23 protein-coding genes are annotated in these 26,082 nt (G+C 66.1%); 17 read left to right on the top strand and 6 right to left on the bottom strand.

All coding sequences use genetic code 11. From position 1 onward, the window contains the following. Positions 1–46: 46 nt before the first annotated feature. A complete protein-coding gene (locus tag AC5RUM_RS02840) occupies positions 47–1,681 on the bottom strand; it encodes a PucR family transcriptional regulator (protein WP_494033500.1) in 1,635 nt (544 codons plus the stop codon). A 624-nt stretch (positions 1,682–2,305) separates the two neighbouring features. On the opposite strand from AC5RUM_RS02840, the gene AC5RUM_RS02835 reads away from it, so the two are divergent. Beyond that, a complete protein-coding gene (locus AC5RUM_RS02835) occupies positions 2,306–3,751 on the top strand; it encodes an amino acid permease (protein ID WP_494033874.1) in 1,446 nt (481 codons plus the stop codon). A gap of 49 nt (positions 3,752–3,800) precedes the next feature. Beyond that, a complete protein-coding gene (locus AC5RUM_RS02830; RefSeq protein WP_494033499.1) occupies positions 3,801–6,602 on the top strand; it encodes an aminotransferase class I/II-fold pyridoxal phosphate-dependent enzyme in 2,802 nt (933 codons plus the stop codon). A gap of 5 nt (positions 6,603–6,607) precedes the next feature. Here AC5RUM_RS02830 and AC5RUM_RS02825 read toward each other — a convergent pair whose 3' ends face one another. Beyond that, positions 6,608–7,462 carry an aminoglycoside phosphotransferase/kinase family protein gene (locus AC5RUM_RS02825; protein ID WP_494033498.1) on the bottom strand — a complete coding sequence of 285 codons (855 nt, stop codon included), beginning with the start codon at positions 7,460–7,462 and terminating at the stop codon, positions 6,608–6,610. Between the two features lie 42 nt (positions 7,463–7,504). After that, positions 7,505–8,941 carry an amidase gene (locus AC5RUM_RS02820; protein WP_494033497.1) on the bottom strand — a complete coding sequence of 479 codons (1,437 nt, stop codon included), beginning with the start codon at positions 8,939–8,941 and terminating at the stop codon, positions 7,505–7,507. Between the two features lie 227 nt (positions 8,942–9,168). Here AC5RUM_RS02820 and AC5RUM_RS02815 point away from each other — a divergent pair, with 227 nt between their 5' ends. From AC5RUM_RS02815 to AC5RUM_RS02800, 4 genes are all read left to right on the top strand, one after another. Beyond that, the gene (locus tag AC5RUM_RS02815; protein WP_494033496.1) at positions 9,169–9,825 is read left to right on the top strand and encodes a hypothetical protein; all 657 of its coding nucleotides are present in this window, start codon (positions 9,169–9,171) and stop codon (positions 9,823–9,825) included. Positions 9,826–9,961: 136 nt separating this feature from the next. Further along, positions 9,962–10,288, top strand: a complete 327-nt coding sequence (locus AC5RUM_RS02810; RefSeq protein WP_494033495.1) for a rhodanese-like domain-containing protein — start codon at positions 9,962–9,964, stop codon at positions 10,286–10,288. A gap of 91 nt (positions 10,289–10,379) precedes the next feature. Beyond that, positions 10,380–11,360 (top strand): prephenate dehydratase, encoded by a 981-nt coding sequence (pheA, locus tag AC5RUM_RS02805; RefSeq protein WP_494033494.1) that lies wholly within the window; start codon positions 10,380–10,382, stop codon positions 11,358–11,360. Between the two features lie 132 nt (positions 11,361–11,492). Further along, the gene (locus AC5RUM_RS02800) at positions 11,493–11,672 is read left to right on the top strand and encodes a hypothetical protein (RefSeq protein ID WP_494033873.1); all 180 of its coding nucleotides are present in this window, start codon (positions 11,493–11,495) and stop codon (positions 11,670–11,672) included. On the opposite strand, the gene AC5RUM_RS02795 is transcribed toward AC5RUM_RS02800, so the two are convergent. After that, positions 11,669–12,748 carry a diacylglycerol/lipid kinase family protein gene (locus tag AC5RUM_RS02795; protein ID WP_494033493.1) on the bottom strand — a complete coding sequence of 360 codons (1,080 nt, stop codon included), beginning with the start codon at positions 12,746–12,748 and terminating at the stop codon, positions 11,669–11,671. The two genes, AC5RUM_RS02800 and AC5RUM_RS02795, sit on opposite strands and share 4 nt — an antisense overlap. 66 nt (positions 12,749–12,814) lie before the next feature. On the opposite strand from AC5RUM_RS02795, the gene serS reads away from it, so the two are divergent. Together serS and AC5RUM_RS02785 are read left to right on the top strand one after the other, a co-directional pair. Continuing rightward, complete coding sequence (serS, locus tag AC5RUM_RS02790; RefSeq protein ID WP_494033492.1) at positions 12,815–14,095, top strand: serine--tRNA ligase; 1,281 nt, start codon at positions 12,815–12,817, stop codon at positions 14,093–14,095. A 165-nt stretch (positions 14,096–14,260) separates the two neighbouring features. Beyond that, the gene (locus AC5RUM_RS02785; protein ID WP_494033491.1) at positions 14,261–15,124 is read left to right on the top strand and encodes an HAD family hydrolase; all 864 of its coding nucleotides are present in this window, start codon (positions 14,261–14,263) and stop codon (positions 15,122–15,124) included. Between the two features lie 33 nt (positions 15,125–15,157). Here AC5RUM_RS02785 and AC5RUM_RS02780 read toward each other — a convergent pair whose 3' ends face one another. Together AC5RUM_RS02780 and AC5RUM_RS02775 are read right to left on the bottom strand one after the other, a co-directional pair. Further along, positions 15,158–15,757 (bottom strand): hypothetical protein, encoded by a 600-nt coding sequence (locus AC5RUM_RS02780; RefSeq protein ID WP_494033490.1) that lies wholly within the window; start codon positions 15,755–15,757, stop codon positions 15,158–15,160. Positions 15,758–15,916: 159 nt separating this feature from the next. Beyond that, positions 15,917–16,405, bottom strand: a complete 489-nt coding sequence (locus AC5RUM_RS02775) for an inorganic diphosphatase (RefSeq protein ID WP_307099078.1) — start codon at positions 16,403–16,405, stop codon at positions 15,917–15,919. 153 nt (positions 16,406–16,558) lie between these two features. Here AC5RUM_RS02775 and dacB point away from each other — a divergent pair, with 153 nt between their 5' ends. The 9 genes from dacB (at position 16,559) to folK (ending at position 26,082) form a co-directional block, all read left to right on the top strand. Beyond that, entirely contained in the window at positions 16,559–18,100 is a 1,542-nt protein-coding gene (dacB, locus tag AC5RUM_RS02770; RefSeq protein WP_494033489.1) for a D-alanyl-D-alanine carboxypeptidase/D-alanyl-D-alanine endopeptidase, read from the top strand. Between the two features lie 97 nt (positions 18,101–18,197). Then, positions 18,198–19,340, top strand: coding sequence for a zinc-dependent metalloprotease (locus AC5RUM_RS02765; RefSeq protein WP_494033488.1), 1,143 nt, complete (start codon positions 18,198–18,200; stop codon positions 19,338–19,340). A 140-nt stretch (positions 19,341–19,480) separates the two neighbouring features. Then, positions 19,481–20,530, top strand: a complete 1,050-nt coding sequence (tilS, locus tag AC5RUM_RS02760) for a tRNA lysidine(34) synthetase TilS (RefSeq protein ID WP_494033487.1) — start codon at positions 19,481–19,483, stop codon at positions 20,528–20,530. A 43-nt stretch (positions 20,531–20,573) separates the two neighbouring features. Continuing rightward, positions 20,574–21,125, top strand: a complete 552-nt coding sequence (gene hpt, locus AC5RUM_RS02755; RefSeq protein WP_205655128.1) for a hypoxanthine phosphoribosyltransferase — start codon at positions 20,574–20,576, stop codon at positions 21,123–21,125. Positions 21,126–21,454: 329 nt separating this feature from the next. Next, positions 21,455–23,521 carry an ATP-dependent zinc metalloprotease FtsH gene (gene ftsH / locus AC5RUM_RS02750; RefSeq protein ID WP_494033486.1) on the top strand — a complete coding sequence of 689 codons (2,067 nt, stop codon included), beginning with the start codon at positions 21,455–21,457 and terminating at the stop codon, positions 23,519–23,521. 10 nt (positions 23,522–23,531) lie between these two features. Continuing rightward, positions 23,532–24,173 (top strand): GTP cyclohydrolase I FolE, encoded by a 642-nt coding sequence (gene folE / locus AC5RUM_RS02745; protein WP_400577325.1) that lies wholly within the window; start codon positions 23,532–23,534, stop codon positions 24,171–24,173. A gap of 10 nt (positions 24,174–24,183) precedes the next feature. Continuing rightward, the gene (folP, locus tag AC5RUM_RS02740; protein WP_494033485.1) at positions 24,184–25,104 is read left to right on the top strand and encodes a dihydropteroate synthase; all 921 of its coding nucleotides are present in this window, start codon (positions 24,184–24,186) and stop codon (positions 25,102–25,104) included. A gap of 67 nt (positions 25,105–25,171) precedes the next feature. Continuing rightward, positions 25,172–25,531, top strand: a complete 360-nt coding sequence (gene folB / locus AC5RUM_RS02735) for a dihydroneopterin aldolase (protein WP_400577329.1) — start codon at positions 25,172–25,174, stop codon at positions 25,529–25,531. Further along, complete coding sequence (gene folK / locus AC5RUM_RS02730) at positions 25,528–26,082, top strand: 2-amino-4-hydroxy-6-hydroxymethyldihydropteridine diphosphokinase (RefSeq protein ID WP_400577330.1); 555 nt, start codon at positions 25,528–25,530, stop codon at positions 26,080–26,082. The genes folB and folK overlap by 4 nt, the downstream gene beginning before the upstream one ends.

The following is a 26,082-nucleotide window of genomic DNA, read 5'->3' as shown; positions in this document are numbered from 1 at the left end:
TTGGCCAAATGCTGGTGTTTCGGGCAGTTGCTGGTGTTTCAGGCCGTTAAGGGGTGAAGGGCTGCTGCTGCCGCTGCTGGGTTTCCGTCCACAACCGGATTTGGAGGTGGGCGAGCAGCCGCTGGCCTGGATCCTGAAGGTCAATTCCGGCCACCTCACAGGAGCGGCGGAGCCGGTAATGGACGGTGTTCCGGTGAATCAGCAGCTGTTCAGCGCACCGGTTCACGTCGCCGAAGGACTCCAGGTAGGCCAGTAGGGTGACGGCGAATTCCGGGTACCGTTCACACAGCAGGGCTATCCCCTTGTGCCGGAGACGGTCGTTGGAGCCGATAAGCTCCAGCAACTCGTTGACGAGGACGGTGGTTTCCACCTCGCTGAATGCGGCAACCCGCATCGAGGGTGTGGCTTCAAGGACCTTCAGGACATTCCGGACATGCTCGAGCGAGGTGTGCAGGCGGTCCAGCCGGTCAACCACCGGCCCAATGGCCGCCTGGACTTCCAGGTCCAGGTGGGCCTCCGCGTCCCTGACGATGACGTTGACCAGCCGGCTGATCGCCGCGGGTGACTTTATGGGGTCGAGGTCGGGCAGGATGATCGCTGTTTCGAGTCCCAATGCGCCCACTATGGCGCCGGGCCGGTATGCAGCGGCGTGAATCGAGATGAGGTTTGCCAGTTCTCCCCGCTGCAGCTGCATGCCGGGGGCACCCTGGTTGGCCCCGCCTGACGACACCAGGACCAGGGCCGCGGGCCTGGCGGGATCGAGCCCGGCCGACTGTGCCTGCGAATGGATCTGGGCGGTGCCGCTCAAAAGGCTTGAAACGCGGTCCCGGCGCATGGACTGCGACTGTTCGTTGCGGTGCCGCACCAGCTCTATCGCCGCATGCCGGGCGGATCCGATGAGGATCCGGTCCGTGTTCGGCGCCAGGCGTTCGGTTCCTTCCTGAAGCCAGATGTAGCCCAGAACCCTTCTGCCGGCATGGATGGCTATGGCGACGCGCTCGCGGAGGCCTTCGTCCGGGTTTGCCGGGATGTGGATCGGCCCCTCGCCGGCCTGCAGGTGCTTGTAGACACCGGACTCCTTGAGCAGCTTTTGGTATCGCTCCGGGCCGCGCCTCGCCAGGATGGACAGCCTGCGCAGTTCATCCACGTCGTTGGATGCGGGGGAGTAGGCCAGGACCCTGTTCGCGGGATCTTCAATGACAACGTGGCCGTGAGTCAGCGTTGCGGTTGTCTGCGCGATGCCGAACAGGTCCCGCTGGATGAGCGTTGACGCGTCCTCCGAAGGGAGCGATTCCCGGATCCGGTCGATCGCAATGCTTTCAATCTGGTCCCACCGCGCCGACCTCGAAATCGCAATGAGGCCGATTCCGGTCGGACGAAGGAGTTCCTGGACAGCATCAAGATCAGATTCCGCGCCCTTGACGGCAATCGCCACCGGGTTGTCCCGGATCAGCTCCCGGATTTTCGGCAGGGCAGCGCGCCCTCGCGCACCGATGAGCAGGACCAGCGCCCCGGGCCGGACAGAGTCCTGGTCCTCGGCATCCAGGATGACGGTTTCGCTGACTCTTTCGTTGGTGGACGACGGCGCTATCAGCAACTGGCCGTTGTCCACGCCGATGTCTTCAAGAATGTCGCTGAGCGTGACACTGGCGGCGCCTCCGTCGAGTTCCTCAGATTTCACGCAGCGTTCAGGCCCTTCTTCATTGAAGTTGTCATGGCGGATGCCACAGCCATGAACAATACTCGTCCCTGGTTCCGGCAAAGTTGGCGCCGGGCACAATTCTGAATTCGTGAATTTGTCAGGGCAGCCAAGCTAAATTTATCGCCCGGGATCTAGAGTTGGATACCGTCGCCCCGGCGCAGCGCCGCGCTGGTTATCGACAGGAACACTTCACCATCATTCACCGTCATTTCATTGCTGGCCTCGTTGCGAGGAGCCCGGCGATACAGGAGTCAAAGGAGACCCCACAGTGAAAGCTTCGCCTCCGGAGTCGCCGGAAATGCGTTAGGACAGCGTTCGACCCCCTCAGCCAGCGGATGTGCGTTAGCCGACTGGGCTGACCGCCCGTGCCTTTACTGAGCGGCTTTAAACCGGGCAGTGCACCCACCCAACACTGCAGCCATCGGACCTGCCGTCCGTGGCTGTACTTTCACCTGCCTGGGACTTTCACCTGCCTGGGAGCGGACTGCCGCAGCCTCGTCTCCGCCAACACAATTTGGGATTGCCATGAAAACCACAGAGTCAGACACGACGTTAGACCCCGCAGACGCCCTTGAAAACGGCCGGGAGTTGCTGGGCGACCGGATGGCGGCCGCTCAGGACTTCTCCACGGAAGAAACCGGCTACCACAAGACCCTCAAGCCCCGGCAGATTCAGATGATCGCCATCGGCGGTGCCATCGGCACCGGCCTGTTCATGGGCGCCGGCGGCCGGCTGAACGGCTCGGGACCCGCGCTGATCCTGGTCTATGCCATCTGCGGCTTCTTTGCGTTCCTTATCCTGCGCGCGCTCGGGGAGCTCGTGCTGTACCGGCCGTCGTCGGGGTCTTTTGTTTCCTACGCCCGGGAGTTCTACGGCGAAAAGATGGCCCACACGGCAGGGTGGCTGTATTTCCTCAACTGGGCCATGACCTCCATCGTGGACGTGACGGCCGTGGCCCTGTACGTGAAGTTCTGGGCTCCCTACTGGGAGCCCGTCCGGGACGTCCCGCAGTGGCTCATTGCCCTGGTGGCCCTGGTTGTAGTGCTCGGACTGAATCTGGTCTCGGTCAAGGTCTTCGGCGAGATGGAATTCTGGTTTGCCTTGACCAAGGTGGCGGCTCTCGTCGCCTTCCTCATTGTCGGAGTGTGCTTCATCGTGCTGGGCGGAAAAACCGACGTCGGAACACCGGGATTCGGGGTCATCCTGGACAACGGCGGGCTTTTCCCGACTGGCGCGGTAGCGCCGCTGCTGGCCATCAGCGGCGTGGTGTTCGCCTACGCTGCCATTGAACTGGTGGGCACCGCCGCCGGGGAAACAGCAGCGCCGGAGAAAGTCATGCCCAAGGCCGTCAACACCGTGGTAGTCCGGATCGCCATCTTCTACGTCGGATCTGTGCTGCTGCTGTCCATGCTGCTTCCCTTCACCGCCTACAAGGCCGGCGAATCGCCCTTCGTGACCTTCTTCTCCCATCTGGGGTCCGCGGAGGCCGGGGCAGTCTCGGCGTCGGTCATGAACTTCGTCGTCCTGACCGCCGCACTCTCCAGCTTGAACGCCGGACTGTACTCCACTGGCCGGATTCTGCGGTCCATGGCAGTCCACGGCTCCGCTCCGGTGTTCACGGCCCGGATGAGCCGGAACGGCGTGCCCTATGGCGGAATCCTGCTGACCGCCGTCATCACGCTGATCGGCGTCGGCCTTAACGCCCTGGTGCCCTCGCACGTCTTCGAAATCGTGTTGGAGATATCCGCCGTCGGCATCATCGGCGGTTGGGGCACCATCATGCTCTGCCACATCAAACTGCAGAAATGGGTGAAGCAGGGGAAAGCACAGCGCCCCTCGTTCCGGCTTTTCGGCGCGCCCTACACGTCCTACCTCACCCTCGGTTTCCTGGCCTTCGTCCTGGTGACGATGGGCTTCTCCGAAACCGGCCGGTGGGTGCTGGCATCCCTTCTGGTCCTCATTCCACTGCTGTGCCTCGGCTGGTACTCGTCGCGCCGGCGGATACGTCAGGCCGCCTCGGCGGCTCCGAGCCTGCAGAAGACGCCCTAGGGATTCCCCTAACAGACCACTCGCCACATCACCCGCACTACGAGAAAGCATGAGAACTCAAGATATGAACAACGACGGCGCCTCCCCGGCATCCGGTCTCGGACCTGAAATTGGTACGCCGAGCCGGGCCTGGCGCGTACGGGCTGATGCCTGGGAATTCCTCGGGTACGCCATGAAGCAGCTTGCGGCGGCGGCACCGCCGCTTGGGAAGCAAAGCGGGCTGAAAAGCCAGGTCCGCCGGGCCCTTGGGCTGCTCGGCTCCATCGAGAAGTTTTGGGCCTTGCCCGGGACGGAGACCATGGGGCGCCTGCGCAGCTGCATCGACGCCGAAGCGTACGGCGAGGCCCTGAAGCTGGTGGAAGCAGTCAAGCAGGCCCGCTGCCGCACCGGGACGGGACCGGAACTATCCAGGCAGGGGCAGGAACACCACGCCCATGCCGACGGCGCGGCCCAGGAATCCTCCGCAGTGCCGGATGAGCGGCCACGGTTTGAGGTGCTGGTGGTGGATGACATCACGGAACTGGACGCGGAGACGCTGAAGAAAGGCATGCTGGAGCAGCGCCGGCCGGCGGACGCCTTCAGCTATGACGTCAATGTTGTGCCTTCCTTTGAGGATGCCCTCGTGGCAGTCCTCATCAACCCGGACATCCAGGCCTGCGTTCTCCGGCCCGGACTGGGGATCAGGGCTGACGGGCCGCTGGGATCTGACCTGAAAACGTTCCTTGGCCGGTACGTCGACGACGGACTGGAGGGGCTGCGTCCGATCGACCGGATCCTCCGGCTCGCCGAGAGCATCGCCGAACTGCGGCCGGAGCTGGACATCTACCTGGTGGCCGGTGTCGGCATCGAAGGCCTGGCCGGATCACTGACGCGCCCGTTCGCGAGGATCTTCAGGCGCGAGGACCGCCTGGACCTTCATCTTTCCCTGCTGGCCGGAGTCACCCAGCGCTTCGACACGCCCTTTTTCACCGCCCTGCAGGAGTACAGCCAGCGTCCGGCCAGTGTGTTCCACGCGCTCCCCATCTCCCGTGGCGGCTCCGTGGGCAGCTCGCCCTGGACCAAGGACATGGTGGACTTTTACGGGCTGAATCTGCTGCTGGCCGAAACCTCGGCCACCTCCGGCGGGCTCGACTCACTGCTGGACCCCCACGGTTCCATCAAGGATGCCCAGACGCTCGCTGCCAGGGCATTCGGGGCGGAAAAGACGTACTTTGTCACCAACGGGACGTCCACGGCGAACAAGATCGTCCACCAGTCGATCGTGGCACCCGGTGATGTGGTCCTGGTGGACCGCAACTGCCACAAGTCCCACCACTACGCCCTCATGCTCTCCGGCGCCCAAGTGGCCTACCTCGACGCGTACCCCCTGGACCAGCACTCCTTTTACGGGGCAGTGCCGCTTGCCAGCATCAAGAAGATGCTTCTTGACTACCGGCGGGCGGGGCGCCTGGACGACGTCAAGATGATCACCCTGACCAACTGCACCTTCGACGGAATCGTCTACGACCCCGAACGGGTCATGGAGGAGTGCCTGGCCATCAAGCCGGACCTGGTGTTCCTCTGGGATGAGGCATGGTTCGCGTTCGCCGGGTTCCACCCGGTGTACCGGCGCCGGACGGCGATGGCGGCCGCGCGGAAGCTTGAGGCTCGGTTCCGGGACCCCGACTTTGTGCTGCGGCACGCCGAGCAGGCCGAAGCACTCAGGGATCCGGAAACCGGTGAGTTGGCCGACGACGAGGTGTGGCTGCGGACACGGCTCATCCCGGATCCCGCCCGCGCCCGCCTGCGCGTCTATGCCACCCAATCGACGCACAAGACCCTCACGTCCCTGCGGCAGGGGTCCATGGTCCATGTGTTCGACCAGGACTTCGAGCATCTTAACGAAGAGGCATTCCGTGAGGCGTACATGACCCACACCTCCACGTCGCCGAACTACCAGATCCTGGCCTCGCTGGACATCGGGCGGCGCCAGGTGGAGCTGGAAGGGTTCGGGCTGGTCCAGAAACAGGCGGACCTCGCGGTCAGCATTGCCCAGGCGGTGGCGCGGAACCCCTTGCTGAAGAAGTACTTCCGCGTCCTCGGCTCGCGGGAGCTCATCCCGGCCGCATACAGGGAAACGGATTGCTCCATGCCGCTGAGCCAGGGCCTGTCGGTGCTTGATGAGGCGTGGCGGAGGGACGAATTTGTGGTCGATCCCAGCCGGCTGACACTCAACATCGCGCTGACGGGGATCGACGGCGACACGTTCAAACACGATCACCTGATGGACAAATACGGGATCCAGGTCAACAAAACCTCGCGCAACAGCGTGCTTTTCATGACCAACATCGGGACGTCACGCAGCGCCGTGGCCTACCTGGTGGAGGTGCTGGTCAAGCTCGCCGAATCCTTTGACGCCGAACAGAGGACGCTCGGGCCGCGGGGGCGGCGTGCCCGCGATGCCCGGGTGCGGGCACTGAGCAGCGCGCCGCCGGCGCTGCCGGACTTCAGCAGGTTTGCCCGCCGCTTCCGAAACGACGACCTGACGCCGGACGGCAACCTTCGGGCGGCGTATTTCGAGACGTACAAGCCGGGGGCAACCGAATACGTTGGCCCGGATGAGCTGGCGCGCATGGTCGCCTCCGGTAAGGAAGTGGTGTCTGCCGGCTTCGTCACGCCGTACCCGCCGGGTTTCCCCATTCTGGTGCCGGGCCAGGTGATTACCGCCAACGCGCTGGCATTCATGGCCGCCCTCGATACCCGGGAAGTCCACGGCTACGACGCCGATCTCGGCTACCGGGTGTTTAGCGACACGCCGCCGCCAGCCGCGGATCCGGGCCACGACGCCGCGCTGGTGACCAGGCCGGCCTGAGCCGGTCAGTCTGTCAGGGCCCGGATGAGGCGGCTGCCGTTGGCCTCAAGCCAGGCACGCCGGCGTTGGATCTTGCCCCCTGCGCCTTCGGCCCACATCCGTGCCCAGCCGCCGCCGAGGGTGCGGGCGCGGTGCTCCATGCGGTGATACGAAAGGAGGGCGGCATCCGCGCCGAACTCCGGCAGCCGCCGTCGTTCTTCTTCGGTCCAGCCGTAGGCGTCGGCGAAAACGCGCAGCCGCCTAAACGGGTCCACCGTCTCCCACCCCGGCCACGAGTCGGCCGGGTCACGCAGCGGCACCCAGTGCATGGCCGCGTTGAAGGAGTCCATGAAGCCGGTGGCGGGGCCGGCGAGGTCAAAGTCGACCAGCCCCACTGCCAGGCCTCCGCGGACCACGACGTTCTGCGGGGTCACATCCAGATGGCAGACAAGCCCGTCCTGCTCTTCATGGTCCGCGGGCAGGGGACGCGGCGGAAACGGGTGGGCGGCAGGGACGAAGCCGGCCGAAGCGGCGTGCAGCCGGCGCACCAAACGGGCCACGGAGACCAGCAGTTCCTCTGGCTGCACCCACTGTTCAGGCACGGCGCCGGCGCAGTCACCCGGCAGGAAAGTAAGGACGTCCCGGCCGGGCGGGTCACGGCCCAGGAACCGGGGGGAGCCTTCGAAACCGGCGTTCTCCAGCCAATCCAGATAGTCAGCCACCGCGTAGCTTTGCGGCTGGTGCGGCCGGCGGACCGTTCCGCCCACCCGCAGCACACCTTCGGTGACATCCCCTGCCGGCAGAAGTTCGACGTCGGATTCCTCGCCGGGCGAGGGGACGTACAGGCGCTGCTCGACCTGGAGGCGTGGGGCTGGGGTCATCCGGCCAGCGTACGCCTGACCGTCTTTGCGTGGCGAGGCAGGCTAGTACCCGAGTTGCGCCGCAACCTGCAGGAGCAGCGCCTCGGATCCCATCGGGCCGATCAGCTGAATGCCCATGGGAAGTCCGCCGCCAGTGCCCGTCCAGTGCACCGGGATGCTGATGGCAGGCAGGCCGCAGACGTTCACCATGGATGACCAGGGAGCGAACTCGCACTGCTTCCGGTAGTCACCGTCGGCATCTCCTGCCCATTCCGACACCGGCCAGTGGCCGTCCCCGTGTGCGGAACCCGTGAACCAGCCCACCGGACGTGGCGTCTGGGCGAGCGACGGCGTCAGGATCAGATCCCAAGCCGCGAACTGCGTCACGGTGTCCCGCTGGAACTGGCGCAGGAAGGCCAGCGATTCATTCAGTTTTGCGGCACTCCGCTGCTGTGCCCGGCGCCGGAAAGTGCGCGTCAGCGGGGTCAGCAATGCCTCGCGCTGCGGTGGTATCCGCGCCGCTCCGACGCCGGCGGTCCAAGCGGTGGTGAAGGCATCCGGATAGCGGTTGTCGTAACGGATGGTCGTTTCGACGACGTCGTGCCCGGCCCCCGTTAGGAGCCGGACGCCGACGGCCAGCGCATCAAGCGCTTCGGGCTCCGGTGTGAACGGAAAGATGCCGGACCACGGGCTGTCCAGGCTCAGGCCGATCCGCAGCCTGGGCGGGAGCTCCCCGGCGGCATCAAGGTATCCGGAGCCAACAGGCCCCATGTCTCCCACACTGCCCTCAGCCTCCCTGGTCAGCGCATCTAGCAGGAGCGCCGCATCCGCGGCGGTGCGCGCCAGCGGTCCGGCGACCACCAGCCCTGCCGGATCGCCGCTGCTCTCCCCGGCGGGAACCAGGCCGCGTCCGGGTTTGAGCCCCAGCAGCCCGCAGGCGGCAGCGGGAATCCGCACGGAGCCTCCGCCATCGGATCCCGGCGCGAACGGCAGGAGTCCTGCGGCCACGGCCGCGGCGCTGCCGCCGGATGAGCCGCCCGAGCCGCGGCTCAGGGCGTGCGGATTGCGCGACGGCGGGGCGATGCGGTTCTCGCTGTAGGCCGTGAGCCCGAACTCCGGGACCTGGGTCTTGCCGAGCGAGATGGTTCCGGAGGCCTTCAGGGCTGCCGCGAGGGCGCCGTCCACCGGGGCAGGACGCTGGTCCAGGGCGGCGCTGCCGTGTGTGGTGACCACTCCTGCCACGTCCGTCAGGTCCTTATAGGCAACCGGAACGCCATGGAGTGCGGGAAGGTCTTGGACAGGAAGCCGTGCGTGCCTCTCGTCCGCAGCAGCAGATTCGGCCATGGCCCTATCCGCAGTGACTGTGATGAAGGCGCCCAGCCGGGGATTCGCGGCCTCGATCCGCCGCAGGAAGTGGTCCGTGGCCTCCCGCGCCGAGAGGTCGCCGGACCGCAGCGCGTCCCTGAGACGGACGGCGGAGAGGCAGTGGATCTCAGTCAAGGGTGCTCGCTTCGTGCATGGTCTGTAAGTCTTACCCGGTTGCTCTGTCAGTGGCTGGCAGTCTAGTGCCGTAGCCGGGCTGGGGTGTGACTTACCCATGGTATTGCCTCCGAATTGAGCTTTCCGGAGTGCGCTTTCCTGGATATGTCCGCCCTAGCCGGGCCAGGGCATCGTATCTGTCCACAGGAATCTGGTGTCGGTCGAGGGGCCTGCCGTAGCATGCGAGCATGAAGTCCGCAGGGTTCGCGCGCTGGGGCGGCCTCGCCGCAACCGGCTTCGCTGCCGCGGCGATAGTCGGCCTCGCTCTCTGGTTCACCGGGGCGGAGATGCCCGAAGCCCACCACTCCGCGGCGGATCTGGCCGAACGGGTAGTGAGCATCGATCGCGCCATCGCGGGAGCCTGGGTCCTCATTCTTGCAATGGTCATCCTCACCGGATTTTCCTGGTGGCTGATGGCCCGGTATGGACACCGCTCGGCGTTGGTCGCCGTCGGCGCAGGGGAGCTGGCGCTGGCGGCCGCGATCCATCTCGTGGAGAACCTGCTCGTGATCGGTCTTTACGACGGCATCATCCGGCCGATGGCCGCGTCGGGCGCGTCGGACAGTGTCGCCGGCGACGCACTCTGGGCGGTGGCCTCGTCCTCGTCGGTGCTCGCCTTCGGTGTGTCGGGGCTCGGCGCGATTATGGCAGGAATGGGATTCCTGCGCGACTTAGGCGCACCACCGTGGTTCGGCTATTGGGGCGTGTTCACCGGCGTGCTCGGCATCGCTGCCGCATCGTCCGGGATCTTCGCTGGCCTGAGCTTTCTGGCCGGACCATTCAACCTGAGCATGCTCGCTTGGCTGATCGTACTCGGCCTTCGGGCGATGCGCAGCCCAGCCTGATCCGCCGTTGTCAAGAGCATCGGGAAGCAGTCCTCAGGTGGGCATTCAAGAAGCCTAACGTGCCGCCCAAGGGGCGCGGCCCCGCCCGCTGGCGATACGCTGGTGCTGAGAGCTTGCGGCCAAGGAGAGGACTTCCATGAGCGACTACGAAACTGTCACCGTCAACGACGTTCCGGCGGACGCAGCCATACTGGACGTGCGTGAAGACTACGAGTGGGCGGCCGGGCACGCCGAGGGCGCCGTGCACATTCCCCTGGATCAGCTGCCCAGCCGACTTGATGATCTGGACCCTGACGAGGATCTCTACGTCATCTGCCGCACGGGCGGACGGTCCTTCCGCGCTGCCCAGTGGCTGGTGGGCCAAGGCTACTCGGCCGTCAATGTGGCCGGCGGCATGGACCAGTGGCTCGAGTCCGGCAAGCCGCTGGTCTCGGACAACGGCCTCAAGCCCGTGGTTCTCTGATCCTTACTGACGCCGTAGTTCCCTGGTGCCCGGACATCCCCTGCCCTGCGGTACGGCCATGCCTTTCATTCATAACCTAGAAGGAATACTGATGCCCGCCCCTCGCCCCACCTACACCTTCCTTGGCCCAGAAGGCACGTTCACGGAGGCGGCGCTTATGCAGGTTCCGGGCGCGGCCACAGCCATCCGGATACCGTCTTCCAACGTCAACACGGCGCTGGACAAGGTGCGCGACGGTTCGGCCGACGCCGCCATGGTCCCGATCGAAAACTCGGTCGAAGGCGGGGTGACGGCCACGCTCGACGCCATCGCCAGCGGCCAGGAACTGCGAATCATCCGCGAGGCGCTGGTCCCCATCAGCTTCGTGCTGGTGGCCCGCCCCGGCGTCGATATCACGCAGATCCGGCGGGTCTCCACCCACGGCCATGCCTGGGCCCAGTGCCGCCTGTGGGTCGATGCGAATATTCACGGTGCTGAATATATTCCTGCCTCCTCCACCGCCGCAGCGGCGATGGAACTGCTGGAGGACGACGCTCACTACGATGCAGCGATTTGCGCCCCGATCGTCGCGGCGGAACAGCCCGGGCTCCGGGTGCTGGCCGAAAACATCGGGGACAATCCTGGGGCAGTCACCCGCTTTGTCCTCGTCAGCCGCCCCGGCGTCCTGCCGGCCCGGACCGGAGCCGACAAGACCACCGTGGTTGTGCCGCTGCCCGAAGACCGCCCCGGCGCGCTCATGGAGATCCTCGACCAGTTCGCCACCCGCGGCGTGAACCTCAGCCGCATCGAATCCCGCCCCACGGGTCAGTACCTTGGCCACTATTTCTTCAGCATCGACGCCGATGGCCACGTCGCGGACGCCCGTGTGGCGGACGCCCTCGCCGGGCTGCACCGCATCAGCCCGGCCACGCGGTTCCTGGGATCGTATGGGCGGGCAGACGAACAAAGCCCGGTGGTGGAACCGCACACGTCCGACGAAGCATTCCGTGCTGCGCATGCTTGGGTCGGAGAAATTCTGGCTGCGGAAACTCTGGGGTCAGGAATGGCCGCGAATGCTTCGCCCACAGCGTAGACAAATGCCGCTGGCGGTACTTCCCTGCCCCTAGGACTGTGCGTATGCTTGCCTGATCAACAGGGGGGGTGGCCCAAACGAAGGGAGCGGGTCGTGTCAGATAACGCCAGAACCGACAACGACGGCCAGGGAATGATCGTCAATCCCAAACCGACCGCAGAGAACCAGGACTGGGACGGAGACGACGCGGACCGGGCCGACCGCCTGCGCTTTGAAGAGGAGCAGGCCATGATCCGCGAGCAGTCCGAGGCCCGTGCCGCAGCCAAAGCCGCAGAGGCCGCCAAGCAAACTGGTACCGCCAAGTCCGCCTAGGCCACGCCACCCGCGCCGAAGCCGGGCAGTGCCCTGACCCTGATGAGCAGTGATCTGGGATCTACCTGAACCGTGACCTTAGTGGCTTCCCCTGTGATGTCGCCGTCCAGCTGGGTGGGCATGGGCTCCGGGCACTTGATGACCACCCTGCCGGAACGGTACACGCTCATCACGGGCAGGTGCCGCTTGTGCTTGAACAGGATCTTGGCGTACATCGCCAGCCACCCCACGGCGCTCCGCGGGCTCATGACCACCACGTCAAGCATCCCGTCGTCGATCATGGCCTGGGGAATCAGGTCGATGCCGCCCGGGACGAGTCCGCAATTGGCAAACAGGACACTGCGGATCTTGCGGGACTGTTCGGGCTGGCCGTCCAGCGAGATCGATACTTTCTTCCTGCGCCCCTGCAGATGACGTACTCCGGCCTCGGTGTAGGCGAGCCAGCCCACCGCCCGTTTGAGGCCGTCGTTCGTATCGCCCACCACCTCGGCGTCCATGCCGATGCCCGCAATCACCAGGAAGGCATGTTTCGATGTCCGGCCGGTCTGGGCGTTCTCGATGGCCATCCGTGCCGTGTCGATGTAGCGCTGATGCCCGAAGAGCGCCGTCTGGATGTTGCCCCGGAGGTCATACAGATCCAGGTCCACGTTGCGTGCCAGCAGGTTTCCGGTGCCAAGGGGGATCAGGCCCATTGCGACGTTGGTATGGGCGAGGGACTCGGCCACCACGCGCACTGTGCCGTCGCCGCCGCACACGAGGACGACGTCGGCCCCGTATTCCAGCGCCGCCCGGACCTGTGAGTGGCCGGGGTCTTCCGCCGTCGTTTCAAAGAACCGCGGGGCCTCCCATCCGGCCGTGAGGCAGGCGGACTGGATGCCGGCGCGGGCCTCGGCGGATTTCGCTTTGATGGGGTTCAAAACCACTGCAACCCGTTGGCGTTCCAGGCCATGGGCGTGTGGATCCTCCCGTACCGCGCTCCGCGCGTGCAGCGCCTTGAGGCTGCGCACGCCCCACCAGCTGGAGACGGCGAATGCCAGGGCTCCAACGATCAGGACGTACAGAAACAGGTCGCTCATGGTGCTTCAACACTATCCCGCCGGACCTCGCCGCGGCCTGCCCTCCGCATTCGATACTCTTGTGTGGTGATCGACGTAAAAGACCTCAGCGAAAATCCGGACAAGTACCGCTCCAGCCAGCGTGCCCGTGGGGCGGACGAAACCGTGGTGGACGCGATCATCGATGCGGACGCAGCCCGCCGCTCGGCCTTGATCCGTTTTGAAAACCTCCGTGCGGAACAGAACGTGTTCGGTAAGAAGGTGGCCCAGGCCAAGGGCGAGGAAAAGCAGGCGCTGCTCGCTGAGGTCAGGGAGCTTGCCGGTGCCGTCAAGGCCGCTTCCGCCGAAGCGGACGCCGCGCAGGCCAAGCAGGAAGAACTGCTGCGCACCATCCCCAACCTCATCGAGGACGGCGTGCCCGCGGGCGGCGAGGACGACTACGTGGTGGTCAAGAGGGTCGGCACCCCGCGCGAGTTCCCCGACTTCGAGCCGCGGGACCACCTGGAAATCGGTGAGCTGATCGGCGCCATCGACATGGAGCGCGGCGCCAAGGTCTCCGGTGCACGGTTCTACTTCCTCCGCGGCGTCGGCGCCCGGCTGGAAATGGCCCTGCTGCAGATGGCAATGGACCAGGCCATCGAGGCCGGCTTCATCCCCATGATCACCCCCACCCTCGTGCGCCCCGAAACCATGCAGGGCACGGGCTTCGACGTAAAGCACGATGCCGAGATCTACCGTCTCGCCGAAGACGACCTGTACCTTGTGGGTACCTCGGAGGTGCCCCTGGCGGGGTACCACGCGGACGAGATCCTGGACCTCACGGCAGGTCCCATCCGTTTCGCCGGCCAGAGCTCCTGCTACCGCCGCGAAGCCGGGTCGCACGGCAAGGACACCCGCGGCATCATCCGCGTGCACCAGTTCAACAAGGTGGAGATGTTCATCTACACCACCGTTGAAGAGGCCGCCGCGGAACACGAGCGACTGCTCGCCTGGGAAGAGGAAATGCTGGCCAAGTGCGAGCTTCCGTACCGCGTGATCGACACCGCAGCCGGCGACCTCGGCATGTCCGCTGCCCGCAAGTTCGACTGCGAAGCCTGGGTCCCCACACAGGGCGCCTACCGTGAGCTCACCTCCACCTCCAACTGCACCACGTTCCAGGCCCGCCGCCTGAACATCCGTGAACGCGTCCTGAATGAGGACGGCGCACCGAAGGGCACCCGTCCGGTGGCCACGCTCAACGGCACCCTGGCCACCACCCGCTGGATTGTCGCCATCCTGGAACACCACCAGAACCCGGACGGCTCGGTGAACGTGCCCGCGGCGCTGCAGAAGTACCTCGGCGGACTCCAGGTCCTGCCCGTCCTGTAGCCAGGACCCGCCTGCAGCCGGGAGCGGCATGTGGCAGGGAGTGGCGTGTGGCACCTGGGTAAACACTCACACTGGGGACGAGCCTGTGAATATTTACCCGGTGTTCATGCGCGCTGTGGCCTGAGTCCTAGCAGGGTGTCAGGGGCGTCTGGTCTACTAATAGGCATGACTACATTGACTGAATCCTCAGCCGCTGGCATCGAAGACCAGCGAGAAACCGAAGACCGGCGGGAAACCGCACAGAAGCTCATGATTGCCCTGGATGTGGACGGCACCCTCGTGGACCACGACGGCCACATGTCCGCCCCCGTCCGTGAAGCCGCCCAGGCCGTGGTGGCGGCAGGCCACGAGGTCATGATCGCCACGGGACGTTCGCTCAACGCCACCCTGCCGGTGATTGAGCAGATCGGCATGGACCGCGGCTACGCCGTCTGCTGTAACGGCGGCGTCACCCTGCGGCTGCACCCTGAACTGCCGGACGGTTACGAAATTATCCACAAGGCCACGTTCGATCCCGGCCCGGCCCTCCGCGCCCTCCGCAAGCGTCTTCCCACGGCCAAATACGCACTGGAGGACGCAGACGGCAACTTTCTCTCCACGGAACGCTTCCAGGACGCGAGCTTCGGCGTCGAGGCCGTCGGCGTCGACTTCCAGACCATGCTTGAAGCCACAGCCGTCCGTGTAGTGGTGTTCAGCACGGAGAACACCCCGGAGGAATTCAACGAGGCCATCCAGCACATCGGCCTCGCCGGCGTCACCTATTCGGTGGGCTGGACCGCCTGGCTGGACATCGCCGCGGCCGGTGTCACGAAGGCCAGTGCCCTTGAGAACCTGCGGAGCAGGCTCGGCATGGAGCCGTCCAGCACGGTGGCCATCGGCGACGGCCGCAACGATATCGAGATGCTCACCTGGGCGGGCCGCGGCGTCGCGATGGGCCAAGCTCCGGAAGAGGTGGTCGCCGTCGCAGATGAGGTCACCAAGTCCGTGTACGACGACGGCGCGGCACTCGTTCTGCGCAGCCTGCTGTAACGCCGGGGTGCTGTGGCGCCTGCGTGAAAACCGCTAGCGCACGTCGAGTATGAGGGAGAGCAGCCGGGCCGCGGCGGGCCGGGCGGCGTGCTCCTCGTTCCACTGGGAGCGTGCCACGGCCTTGCTGACGGCCTGGGATGTGATGCCCAGTTCCGCAGCCACCGCCTTTTGCTGGCCGCGGACACCGGGGGTCAGCAGGTCCAGGACCCGCCATTCGGCCTCGCTCCTGTCACGGACAATATGGCCCAGAATGCGGAGCACCGACTCGGCTTCCGCGGCAAGATCCATCAGCGGCCCCTCGACAGCCACGGGAATCCGGTCCTTGCTGTTGTGGAGCCGGTCCACTGCGCGGCGCGCATAGACCAGCCCGTGCCCGGAGGCGTCCTTGATCTGGTTCGGCAGCGGCTCGTTCACGGGCCCTACGCCGATTCCCACGTACCAGCTGCCGCACCGCAGTGCGATCATGGCGGCTTCCACGGTCTGATGCGGGCAGTCCAGGATGCCCTGTACCTCGTCCTCCACGGAACGGTCGAAGTCCAGGCGCGCCGGGATATGCCGGAGGTCCTTGAGGAGGTGCGGGACCCGGTCGCCGTCGCGCCGGCTGTCTGTTTGGTTGATAGTCAGCGTGAACATGGTGGACATCAGACTACCCGGTGGTAGCTCGGAGGCAAGAGCTGGAAAACGCGAAAAGGGAGGGTGCGGTTCAACGAACCGCACCCTCGCCACCGCCTCCCTAACCTCGCTGCGCTCGGCCAGGGAATCCGGGCGGCGTGGGCCCTTGCCCGGGCGGCGTCAGTGGGCCGCGGGCACGTAACGCTTGATGGAAGCTTCGAGCTCGGCCTCGGCCGCGGCGCGGTCGGCCCAGCCCTCGGCCTTGACCCACTTGCCGGGCTCCAGGTCCTTGTAGCGGGTGAAGAAGTGCTCGATTTCCTTGATCAGGAACTCGTTGACATCGCTGACTTCCTGGATGTGGTCGAACCGGGGATCGGCCGGCACGCAGAGGACCTTGGCGTCCCCGCCGCCGTCATCGGTCATGTTGAAGACGCCGATGGGACGGGCTTCAACGATGACGCCCGGGATCAGGTCGAAGTCCTGCAGGAGCACCAGTGCGTCCAGCGGATCGCCGTCTTCGCCGAGGGTGTTCTCGAAGAAACCGTAGTGCGTGGGGTACTGCATGGACGTGAAGAGGACGCGGTCCAGGCGGACTCGGCCGGTCTCGTGGTCGACTTCGTACTTGACGCGCGATCCCTTGGGGATCTCGATGGTCACGTCATGCTTCATGGAATGGCTCCTGACAATTGCTGGGTGTTCGCGGCACACAGACGTTCAACAAAATAGGACAGTCATTTGCCGCCGACTACTATTGAGGATATAGCGAGAGTCCCAGGTTTCAGGAACTAGTGGGGTAATTTCAGAACTTTGAGGACCAACAGCATGAGGGGCACCACGGGCACGGCAACGGGCCGCGAAAGACTAATCGGGCAGTTCCGTGCACTGTTCCATACGCTGGTGCGGGCGTTCCATGCGCTGGTGCGGGCTTGGCCCAGCCTGCTTCTCACTGTGCTTCTTGCCGCCCTGGCCCTTCCTGCCGGCATGCTGATTGCCCCGGGCCTGAGCGGTGCGGCCCAATCCGCTCCAAGGCCGTCGGAGACCCCTCGATGGCAGCTCGAGCCTGAGTGGCTGTCAGTTCCCCAGGGCATCGGCCCGTTGAGCACTACGGCTCCCGTCCCGGTGCCTGCCGAGGTGGCCGCCAGGCTGGACCCGGTCCTCAGGACCGACGGCGGCGGCAGCTTTACCGGGGTTGTCCAAGACGCCGCCACCGGCAAGGTGCTGTTCGACCGGGGCGGAATGGCCAACCGGGTCCCCGCCTCGAATATGAAGCTGCTGACGGCCGTCGCGGCGCTGCGGGCGATCGGGCCGGATTCGCGGTTCGCCACCAAAGCCGTCGCGGGGCCCGCATCCGGGCCCGCAGGCGGCGCGTCACGGACCGTTGTGCTGGTGGGCGGCGGGGACGTCCTCCTTGGCGCTGGCGAGTCCGCCGAGGACAAGGTCCTGGGCCATGCCGGGCTTGGCACGCTTGCCAAACTGACCGCCGAGTCGCTGCGCAAGGAGGGCTTCGCCGGGCCGGTGCAGGTGCTCGTGGACGACTCCCTGTTCACGGGACCTTCCCTTAACCCGGCGTGGAACCCGGATGATGTCGCCGCCGGGGAGGCGGCGCCGCTCTTCCCGCTGGCGTTGAATGCGGCCCGCTTCGATCCCGCCGTCACCACCGGCCCCCGCCCGCAGGACGCCGCCATCCTTGCGGGGGAGGCATTCGCTGCCCAACTCAAAGCGGCAGGTGCCGCCGCGGGCCTCAAGGTGGGTGCCGGCGTCGGACGCCTGGAAGGGAAACCGGCAGCGGACGCCGCGGTGCTGGGCCACGTGGAGTCGGCAACGGTCAGCCAGCAGGTGGACCTTATGCTGCGGGACTCGGACAATTACCTCGCCGAAACTTTGGGGCGGATGGCCGCGGTGGCTGCCGGCGAGCCGGGAAGCAACGAGGGCGCCACGGCTGCCGTGCTGCGGCAACTCACGGACCTCGGCATCCCCACGAGCGGCATGACGGTGGCCGATGTTTCCGGCTTGGCCCTCGCCAACCAGGTCTCCGCCCGCCAGTTTGCCGAAGTGGTGCGTGCCATCACGTCCGGGCCGGACACCCGGCTGCGGGCCGCCCTTGAAGGCTTCCCCGTGGCCGGCCTCACGGGGACACTGGGCGACAGGTACGTCGACGATTCCAGCGCCGAGGGCGCGGGGCTGGTCCGCGCCAAAACCGGAACCCTGAACACCGTCATCGCGCTGAGCGGGTATGTGGTGGATGCAGACGGAAGGCTGCTGGTGTTCTCCTTCATCGGCAACGATCTGACACCGGGTGCGGCGGGCAACAAGCCCGCGCTGGACGCCTCGGCCACTGTGCTCGCGGCCTGCGGCTGCAGCTAGGCTTCGCTGCCGACGGCGAGCAGCCGCTTTCCGCGGTGCCCGCTTGCTGTTCGCCGGTCGGCGAACTTAAGGCGCTGTGCCGGAAGCGTGTGGTGTGATGGAGCGTATGGAGCCAACAGCAGGTAAGACCTCGGCCGCAGGCCAGACCTCCGCCCAGTCCCTGATCAACTGGGAGCTGGCCGCGTCCGCCGCCGCCCGGCTGACTCCCCCCGGCCCGTCCCTCAGCGCCCAAGAAATCGGCGAAGCCGTTGACCAGCTGCGCGGGGCTGCTGATGCGTCGGTTGCGCACGTGCACCACATCACCGGCCTGGATGCTGCCCGGGATCTCAGGGATTCCTCCGTCCTCGTCGTTGACCGGGCCTCCTGGGCCAGAGCAAACACCCAAAGCTTCGCCGTCATGCTCAAGCCCGCCATGGAGCGGATGCTGGAGAACCGCAAGGGCACCATCAGCCCCGGTGCCGCCAGCGTCAGCGGCGCCATCACCGGCAGCCAGCTCGGCGCGGTGCTGGCGTTCCTTTCCAGCAAGGTCCTGGGCCAGTACGATCCCTTCGCCGCGCTCGCCGAAGGTTCCACCGCGCCGTCGGGCGGCCGGCTGCTGCTCGTAGCGCCGAACATCATCTCCGTGGAGCGGGAGCTCAATGTGACGCCGGAGGATTTCCGGCTCTGGGTCTGCCTGCACGAACAGACGCACCGTGTGCAGTTTGCCGCGGCGCCCTGGCTGCGGCACCACATGCTCAACGAAATCGACAACCTCAGCAGCCATCTCCTCGGCAACGTCGACTCGCTGATGGAGCGGGCGTCCGCGGCAGCCCGGTCCCTGAAGGACCGCACGGCGTCGGGTGACACCACACCCGGCAGGGGCGCGATCCTCGATCTCCTGCAGAAACCCGAGGAAAAGGCTGCGCTGTCCCACCTCACGGCAGTGATGAGCCTGCTGGAAGGGCACGCCAACGTGGTGATGGACGAGGTGGACGCCAGCATCGTCCCGTCCGTGAAGACCATCCGGCAGCGCTTCAACGAACGCGGGAAGGACCGCGGCGTCATCGAGAAATTCATCCGCAACCTGCTGGGACTGGATGCCAAGATGCGCCAGTACAGCGACGGCGCCAAGTTCGTCCGCGCCGTGGTGGAAGTCGCCGGGATGGACGGCTTCAACCGCGTCTGGGACGCCGCCGGGAACCTCCCCACCGAACCGGAAATCCACGACGCCAAAATCTGGCTCGACAGGATGGGGCTCTAATTTCCGTGCAGGGTGTTTCGGGCGGACCGGCCCCCGGCGGAGAGCCGTCCAGAAGCGAGGCACTGCGAAGCGGCGAGCCACTGCGAAGCGGACGACGGCGGCCCGGGCGCTTGGCGCCGGTCGTCGGCACCGCGCGGAAAATGTTGCAGGACGCTTTGGCCCAGGCAGGCTATCCGGAGCGGGTGCTCGTGGCCTGCAGCGGCGGGCCTGATTCGCTGGCGCTGGCTGCCGTGGCTGCCTACTTCGCACGCCGCGGCCACGTGGACGGCCACGCTGTGGCGGTGGGCGCCGTGGTGGTGGACCACCAGCTGCAGCCAGGCTCCGCGGACGTGGCGGCCCGTACTGCCGAAACACTCAAGGAACTCGGCCTCAACCCGGTACTGGTGCGCGCGGTAGACGTTGCGGCGAGCGGATTCGGGCCGGAGGCTGCAGCCCGGGATGCGAGGCACGCGGCACTGGAAGCGGCCGCGGCGGAGTGGGAGGCGGACGCGGTTCTTCTTGGGCATACGCTCGATGACCAGGCCGAGCAGGTTCTGCTGGGTCTTGCCCGCGGCTCCGGGACCAGGTCCTTGGCCGGCATGAGGCCGGCGCGGGGGAAACTGCTGCGGCCCTTCCTCGGACTGCGGAGGGCAGACACCCTGGAAATCTGCCGGGCCGAGGAACTCGATCCGTGGCACGACCCCACCAATGCCGACCCTTCCTTTGCGCGCTCGCGCACCCGGGTGGAGGTCATGCCCCTGCTCGAGGAGAAACTCGGCCCCGGAGTCGCGGAGTCCCTCGCGCGGACTGCGGCCATCCTCCAACTCGACGCGGACTACCTGGATGAGGTGGCGGACAGCGCTTTTGCCACGCTCGCGGAGCGGTCCGGCCGGGACGTCAGCCTGCCCGAAGAAGCCCTGACGGGACTGCCCCCGGCCATCAGGTTCCGGGTGATCGCGAAGGCGGCGGCCGACGTCGGTGGTCAACAGCCCAGCTACCAGCGGCTGCTCGCTGCCGAGGCCCTGCTGCGGCGGAAGGGCTCGGCGGGCCCGGTGGAATTGCCCGGCGGAGTGAGCGTGTACCGCCTTTCGCTGGCGCAGCTGCTTGCAGAAGCCCCCAGCGGGCCGGCCACGGGCGAGGCTGGGGTTCCCCGAGGGGGCGCCCGCTGTGGGAAGCTAGTATTCCGGCCTCACAAACCGATCCGTTCATAGCCGCACCCGCATCCCGGCACCCGCATCTACACAGGAGCATTTGGTGGATTCATCAGACGTCCAGGCAGACCTCAAGCACGTTCTCTACACCAAAGAACAGATCCAACAGCGCATCACTGAACTCGCGGCGGAGATCGACAAGGACTATGAAGGCCGCGAACTCCTCATCGTCGGCGTGCTGAAGGGTGCGGTCATGGTCATGGCCGACCTCGCGCGTGCCCTCCACAGCCACGTGTCGATGGACTGGATGGCCGTTTCCTCCTACGGCTCCGGCACACAGTCCTCCGGCGTGGTCCGTATCCTCAAGGACCTCGACACCGACCTCATGGGCAAGGACGTGCTCATCGTCGAGGACATCATCGATTCCGGTCTCACGCTCTCCTGGCTCAAGACCAACCTGGAGTCCCGCGGCACCGCCTCCGTCGAAGTCTGCACGGCATTCCGCAAGCCGACGGCCGCCAAGGTGGAGATCGACGTCAAGTACGTCGGCTACGACATCCCCAACGAGTTCGTGGTGGGCTACGGCCTGGACTATGCCGAAAAGTACCGCAACCTGGACTTCGTGGGCACCCTGGCGCCGCACGTCTACGAGTAATCTCTGCAGCCCGTCGGGCTTTGCATTTCTGCACCGCTTTCGGTGGCCGCGCCGCCGTCGGGTCGCCTGAATGGGCGTCCGGCGGCGGCGCGGCTGCCTTAAGGCCGCCGGAATGTCCTTCTTGAACTGGGCCCTTGTAGCCCCGGTGCACATTTCTGCACCACTTTGGCCCATATACGCCCGGAGACTACGCCCATAGGGAACTTTTGCCGTACACCGTGCGTGAATTAGTCCGGCGGTGTAATGCTAGAAGCTGAAGCAGCACCACACGCGCGCAGACCACGCGCCGTGCAGCACTACCAGGAGGGACGGGGCCAGCCCCCGAACAGATGAAAGCTAAGAGTTTCTTCAAGGGCCCGGGCATCTGGATCATTGTTGTGGTCGGCATGCTCCTGCTGGCCTTTGCAACGTTGGCTCCGGGCGGTGCGACGCGGATCGACACCCAGCCGGGTCTCGAGCTGCTGGCCGAGGGCGGCAAGGTCGAGCAGGCAAAGATCTTCGATGGCGAGAACCGCGTGGATCTGGTCCTGAAGGACAACCTGGTCATCGACGGACAGGACAAGGGCAAAAACGTCCAGTTCTTCTTCGTCAACGACCGTGGGCCGGACGTGGTCAAAGCCGTCACCGATTCCAATCCCTCCAAGGGCTATACGGACCAGCCGGTAGAGAGCAACTGGCTCTCCGGGCTGTTCTCCCTGCTGATCCCGGTGCTGCTGCTCGGTGTCCTGTTCTGGTTCCTGCTGTCGCGCATGCAGGGCGGCGGTTCCAAGGTCATGCAGTTCGGCAAGTCCAAGGCCAAGATGGTCAACAAGGACATGCCGCAGGTGACCTTCGCGGACGTTGCCGGCGCCGATGAAGCCGTTGAAGAGCTGCAGGAAATCAAGGAATTCCTGGCCGAGCCGGGTAAGTTCCAGGCCGTGGGTGCCAAGATCCCCAAGGGTGTGCTGCTGTACGGTCCTCCGGGCACCGGCAAGACCCTGCTGGCCCGCGCCGTCGCAGGCGAGGCGGGCGTACCGTTCTTCTCCATCTCCGGCTCGGACTTCGTTGAAATGTTCGTCGGTGTGGGTGCTTCCCGTGTCCGCGACCTCTTCGAACAGGCCAAGGCCAACTCGCCCGCCATCATCTTCGTCGACGAGATCGACGCCGTCGGCCGCCACCGCGGTGCAGGAATCGGCGGCGGCAACGACGAACGCGAGCAGACCTTGAACCAGTTGCTCGTCGAGATGGACGGCTTCGACGTCAAGACCAACGTCATCCTGATCGCCGCCACCAACCGGCCTGACGTCCTGGACCCGGCGCTGCTTCGCCCCGGACGCTTTGACCGGCAGATTTCCGTCGAAGCCCCGGACCTCGTGGGCCGCGACCAGATCCTCCAGGTGCATGCCAAGGGCAAGCCGATCGCCCAGGGCGTCGACCTCAAGGCCGTCGCCAAGAAGACCCCGGGCTACACCGGCGCAGACCTCGCGAACGTGCTGAATGAGGCCGCGCTGCTGACCGCCCGCTCCAACGCCAACTTGATCGATGACCGCGCCCTGGACGAGGCCATTGACCGTGTGATGGCCGGCCCGCAGAAGCGCAGCCGCGTCATGAAGGAACACGAGCGCAAGATCACGGCCTACCACGAAGGCGGCCACGCCCTTGTGGCGGCGGCGCTGCGCAACTCGGCGCCGGTCACCAAGATCACCATCCTGCCCCGCGGCCGCGCCCTGGGCTACACCATGGTGGTTCCGGAAAACGACAAGTACTCCGTCACCCGCAACGAGCTCCTCGACCAGATGGCGTACGCCATGGGCGGCCGCGTCGCAGAAGAGATCGTCTTCCACGATCCCTCCACCGGCGCCTCGAACGACATCGAGAAGGCCACGGCCACGGCCCGCCAGATGGTTACGCAGTACGGCATGAGCGAACGCGTCGGCGCGGTGCGCCTGGGCCAGGGCGGCGGTGAGCCGTTCCTCGGCCGCGACGCCAGCCACGAGCGCAACTACTCCGACCAGATCGCCTACATCGTCGATGAGGAGGTCCGCCGCCTGATCGACCAGGCGCACGACGAGGCCTACGCCATTCTTACCGAGAACCGCGAAGTGCTGGACCGTCTGGCCCTGGAACTGCTGGAGCGCGAAACCCTGAACCAGGCCGAGATCGCCGACGTCTTCCGCGACATCCGCAAGCGCGACTTCCGCGAAGTGTGGCTGTCCAAGGAGACCCGGCCGGTCCAGACCGCAGGCCCCGTGGAGTCGCGGCAGGAACGTGCCGAACGCGAGGCCCAGGAAGAGGCAAAGGAGGCGCGGCTGGAGGAACCGCTGGACGCCCTGCCGCCGCATCCGCAGGGTGTCCCCGAGGATGCCACCTTCCAGGGCGGAGTCACGGAAGCGGGCCCGGACGGCCATCGCGGCTAAGCTCTTTGCTGTGACTCACTTCGACGACGACGACTTTGCCGCTTCCGCCGATCACTCGGCGGCGGGCGGATCCGGCAAGCACCACCACAAGGTGGACAGGCCACGGATTGAAGCAGCCGTGCGGGAAATCCTGCTGGCCATCGGGGAGGACCCGGACCGCGGGGGCCTGCAGGACACGCCCAAACGTGTCGCCAAGGCCTACGCCGAGGTCTTTGCCGGCCTGCACCAGGACCCGGCAACCGTCCTGTCCACCACCTTCGACCTCGAACACGAGGAGCTGGTGCTGGTCAAGGACATTCCGTTCTACTCCACGTGCGAGCACCACCTGGTGCCGTTCCACGGCATGGCGCACGTCGGTTACATCCCGTCACATGACGGCAAGGTCACGGGGCTGAGCAAGCTGGCACGGCTGGTGGACATCTACGCCCGCCGGCCCCAGGTACAGGAACGGCTCACCACGGAGATCGTCGAGGCGCTGGTCACATATCTCAAGCCGCGCGGAGCCATCGTGGTGGTGGAATGCGAACACATGTGCATGTCCATGCGCGGCATCCGCAAGCCCGGGGCCAAAACCGTCACAAGCGCGGTCCGCGGGCAACTTCATGACCCGGCCACCCGTGCCGAAGCCATGAGCCTCATACTCGGAAGGTAAACAACAGACTATGGATTCCCTAGCTGCAGCACCTGGAACCGGACCCGCAACATCCCCGCTGCCCGTTCTGCGCAAACCGCGGCCGGCTGCCAAATTTGAAGACCTGCCCACCGGCCGCTCACTCGTCATGGCCATCCTGAATGTCACTCCGGATTCGTTCAGCGACGGCGGCAAGCACGCGACGGCGGACAGCGCCATCGCCGCCGGCCTCCGGATGTTTTACGCCGGAGCCGACATCGTCGACGTCGGGGGCGAGTCCACCCGCCCGGGCGCAGAAGACGTCAGCCCCGAAGAGGAACAGCGCCGTGTGCTGCCCGTCGTCGCGGCGCTGGTCAAGGCCGGCGCCCTGGTCAGCATCGACACCACCCACGCCTCCACCGCGGAAGCTGCCCTTGAGGCGGGAGCCGCGATCATCAACGACGTCTCCGGCCTGACCCTCGAGCCGGGAATGGCCGAACTCGTGGCGCGGACCAAAGTGCCGTACGTCCTGACGCACCGCCGCGGCGACGCGAAGACCATGTCCTCCCTGACCGACTACCAGGACGTCGCGAATGACGTCGTCGCGGAGCTCCGGGGCGTGCGGGACAAGCTCTACGCCGCAGGCGTGCAGCCGGAGCAGATCATCATTGATCCGGGCATCGGCTTCTCCAAGACGGACGAGCAGAACTGGGAGCTCCTGAGGAACCTCGACCGGCTCGAGGCGATGGGCCACAGGGTCCTCATCGGGGTCTCGCGAAAGCGCTTTCTCGGCACCCTGCTGACAGTGGCAGGCAAGGCCGCGCTCCCGGAGGAGCGTGACGCCGCCACCGCCGCGATCACCGCGATCACCGCGGCCCGCGGCGCCTGGGCCGTGCGGGTGCACGACGTCGGCCCCAGCCTGGACGCTGTCAAGGTCGCCGCCCGCCTGGGCGCACCGAATCCCGGCCACTGATCAGGAAGACTGAACACGAAAAGGCTGATCAGGAAAGACTGAGCAGGAAAGGCTGAGCTGGAAAACGATGGACAGGATCTCACTGCGTGGTGTCACGGCCACCGGCTATCACGGGGTGTTCGACTTTGAACGCCGCGAAGGACAGCCGTTTGTGGTTGACGCCGTGCTGCACCTGGACTTCGGCCAGGCTGCAGCCTCGGATGACGTCAGGGATACCGCCCACTATGGGGAAGTGGCAGGGCGGATCAAAGAGTGGATCACCGGTGAGCCCCTGAACCTGATCGAAGCGCTGGCCGTGAGAATGGCCGAGGGCCTGCTCAAGGAATTCAACATTCAGGCCGTGGAAATCACGGTGCACAAGCCGCAGGCGCCCATCGAGGTTCCTTTCGGCGACGTCGCCGTGAGCGTCTACCGGGAGCGCACATGAACACGGCGCCCACCAGCGGCCGGTACACCCGGGCGGTCCTCGCCCTGGGCAGCAACCTGGGGGCGCGCAACGACACGCTGTCCGGGGCCGTGGCTGACCTCGTGGACCGGCCGGAGGTGCGGCTCCTCGCCGTCTCACCGGTCGTGCAGACCAAGGCAGTGGGCGGTCCGGAAGGCCAGCCAGATTTCCTCAACATGGTGATTTCCGTGGAAACCTCCCTGGAACCCCTCGACCTTTTGAGGCATTGCCAGTCCGTGGAAAACAAGCACCACCGGGTCCGGGAGGTGCGGTGGGGGCCGCGGACCCTTGACGTGGACATCATCGTCTACGGGGACCTGGAAAGCTCGGACCCCGAACTGACCCTGCCGCACCCGCGCGCGGCGGAACGGGCCTTCGTGCTCTACCCCTGGTCTCTCATCGAGCCAACGGCAATCCTGAACGGGGAGCGGATCGGCGCGCTGGCAGCCCGGGCCGCCGACTTTGCCGACCTCACGCCGTTTGACGGCTTTGGCGACTTCAACGGAATTCCCACAGCGGGGGCGGTGGAATAG

The sequence above is a fragment of the Arthrobacter sp. B2060 genome (genome assembly GCF_059090445.1).
Note: the sequence above shows the minus strand (reverse complement) of the source record. Positions and strands in the feature narration are given on the sequence as shown.

Coding starts and splice junctions, on each gene's coding strand:
- AC5RUM_RS02835 (WP_494033874.1), top strand. CDS start 2,306: ATGGCGGCCGCTCAGGACTTCTCCACGGAAGAAACCGGCTACCACAAG.
- AC5RUM_RS02830 (WP_494033499.1), top strand. CDS start 3,801: ATGAGAACTCAAGATATGAACAACGACGGCGCCTCCCCGGCATCCGGT.
- AC5RUM_RS02825 (WP_494033498.1), bottom strand. CDS start 7,462: ATGACCCCAGCCCCACGCCTCCAGGTCGAGCAGCGCCTGTACGTCCCC.
- AC5RUM_RS02815 (WP_494033496.1), top strand. CDS start 9,169: ATGAAGTCCGCAGGGTTCGCGCGCTGGGGCGGCCTCGCCGCAACCGGC.
- AC5RUM_RS02810 (WP_494033495.1), top strand. CDS start 9,962: ATGAGCGACTACGAAACTGTCACCGTCAACGACGTTCCGGCGGACGCA.
- pheA (WP_494033494.1), top strand. CDS start 10,380: ATGCCCGCCCCTCGCCCCACCTACACCTTCCTTGGCCCAGAAGGCACG.
- AC5RUM_RS02800 (WP_494033873.1), top strand. CDS start 11,493: ATGATCGTCAATCCCAAACCGACCGCAGAGAACCAGGACTGGGACGGA.
- AC5RUM_RS02795 (WP_494033493.1), bottom strand. CDS start 12,748: ATGAGCGACCTGTTTCTGTACGTCCTGATCGTTGGAGCCCTGGCATTC.
- AC5RUM_RS02785 (WP_494033491.1), top strand. CDS start 14,261: ATGACTACATTGACTGAATCCTCAGCCGCTGGCATCGAAGACCAGCGA.
- AC5RUM_RS02780 (WP_494033490.1), bottom strand. CDS start 15,757: ATGTTCACGCTGACTATCAACCAAACAGACAGCCGGCGCGACGGCGAC.
- AC5RUM_RS02775 (WP_307099078.1), bottom strand. CDS start 16,405: ATGAAGCATGACGTGACCATCGAGATCCCCAAGGGATCGCGCGTCAAG.
- dacB (WP_494033489.1), top strand. CDS start 16,559: ATGAGGGGCACCACGGGCACGGCAACGGGCCGCGAAAGACTAATCGGG.
- AC5RUM_RS02765 (WP_494033488.1), top strand. CDS start 18,198: ATGGAGCGTATGGAGCCAACAGCAGGTAAGACCTCGGCCGCAGGCCAG.
- tilS (WP_494033487.1), top strand. CDS start 19,481: ATGTTGCAGGACGCTTTGGCCCAGGCAGGCTATCCGGAGCGGGTGCTC.
- ftsH (WP_494033486.1), top strand. CDS start 21,455: ATGAAAGCTAAGAGTTTCTTCAAGGGCCCGGGCATCTGGATCATTGTT.
- folP (WP_494033485.1), top strand. CDS start 24,184: ATGGATTCCCTAGCTGCAGCACCTGGAACCGGACCCGCAACATCCCCG.
- folB (WP_400577329.1), top strand. CDS start 25,172: ATGGACAGGATCTCACTGCGTGGTGTCACGGCCACCGGCTATCACGGG.
- folK (WP_400577330.1), top strand. CDS start 25,528: ATGAACACGGCGCCCACCAGCGGCCGGTACACCCGGGCGGTCCTCGCC.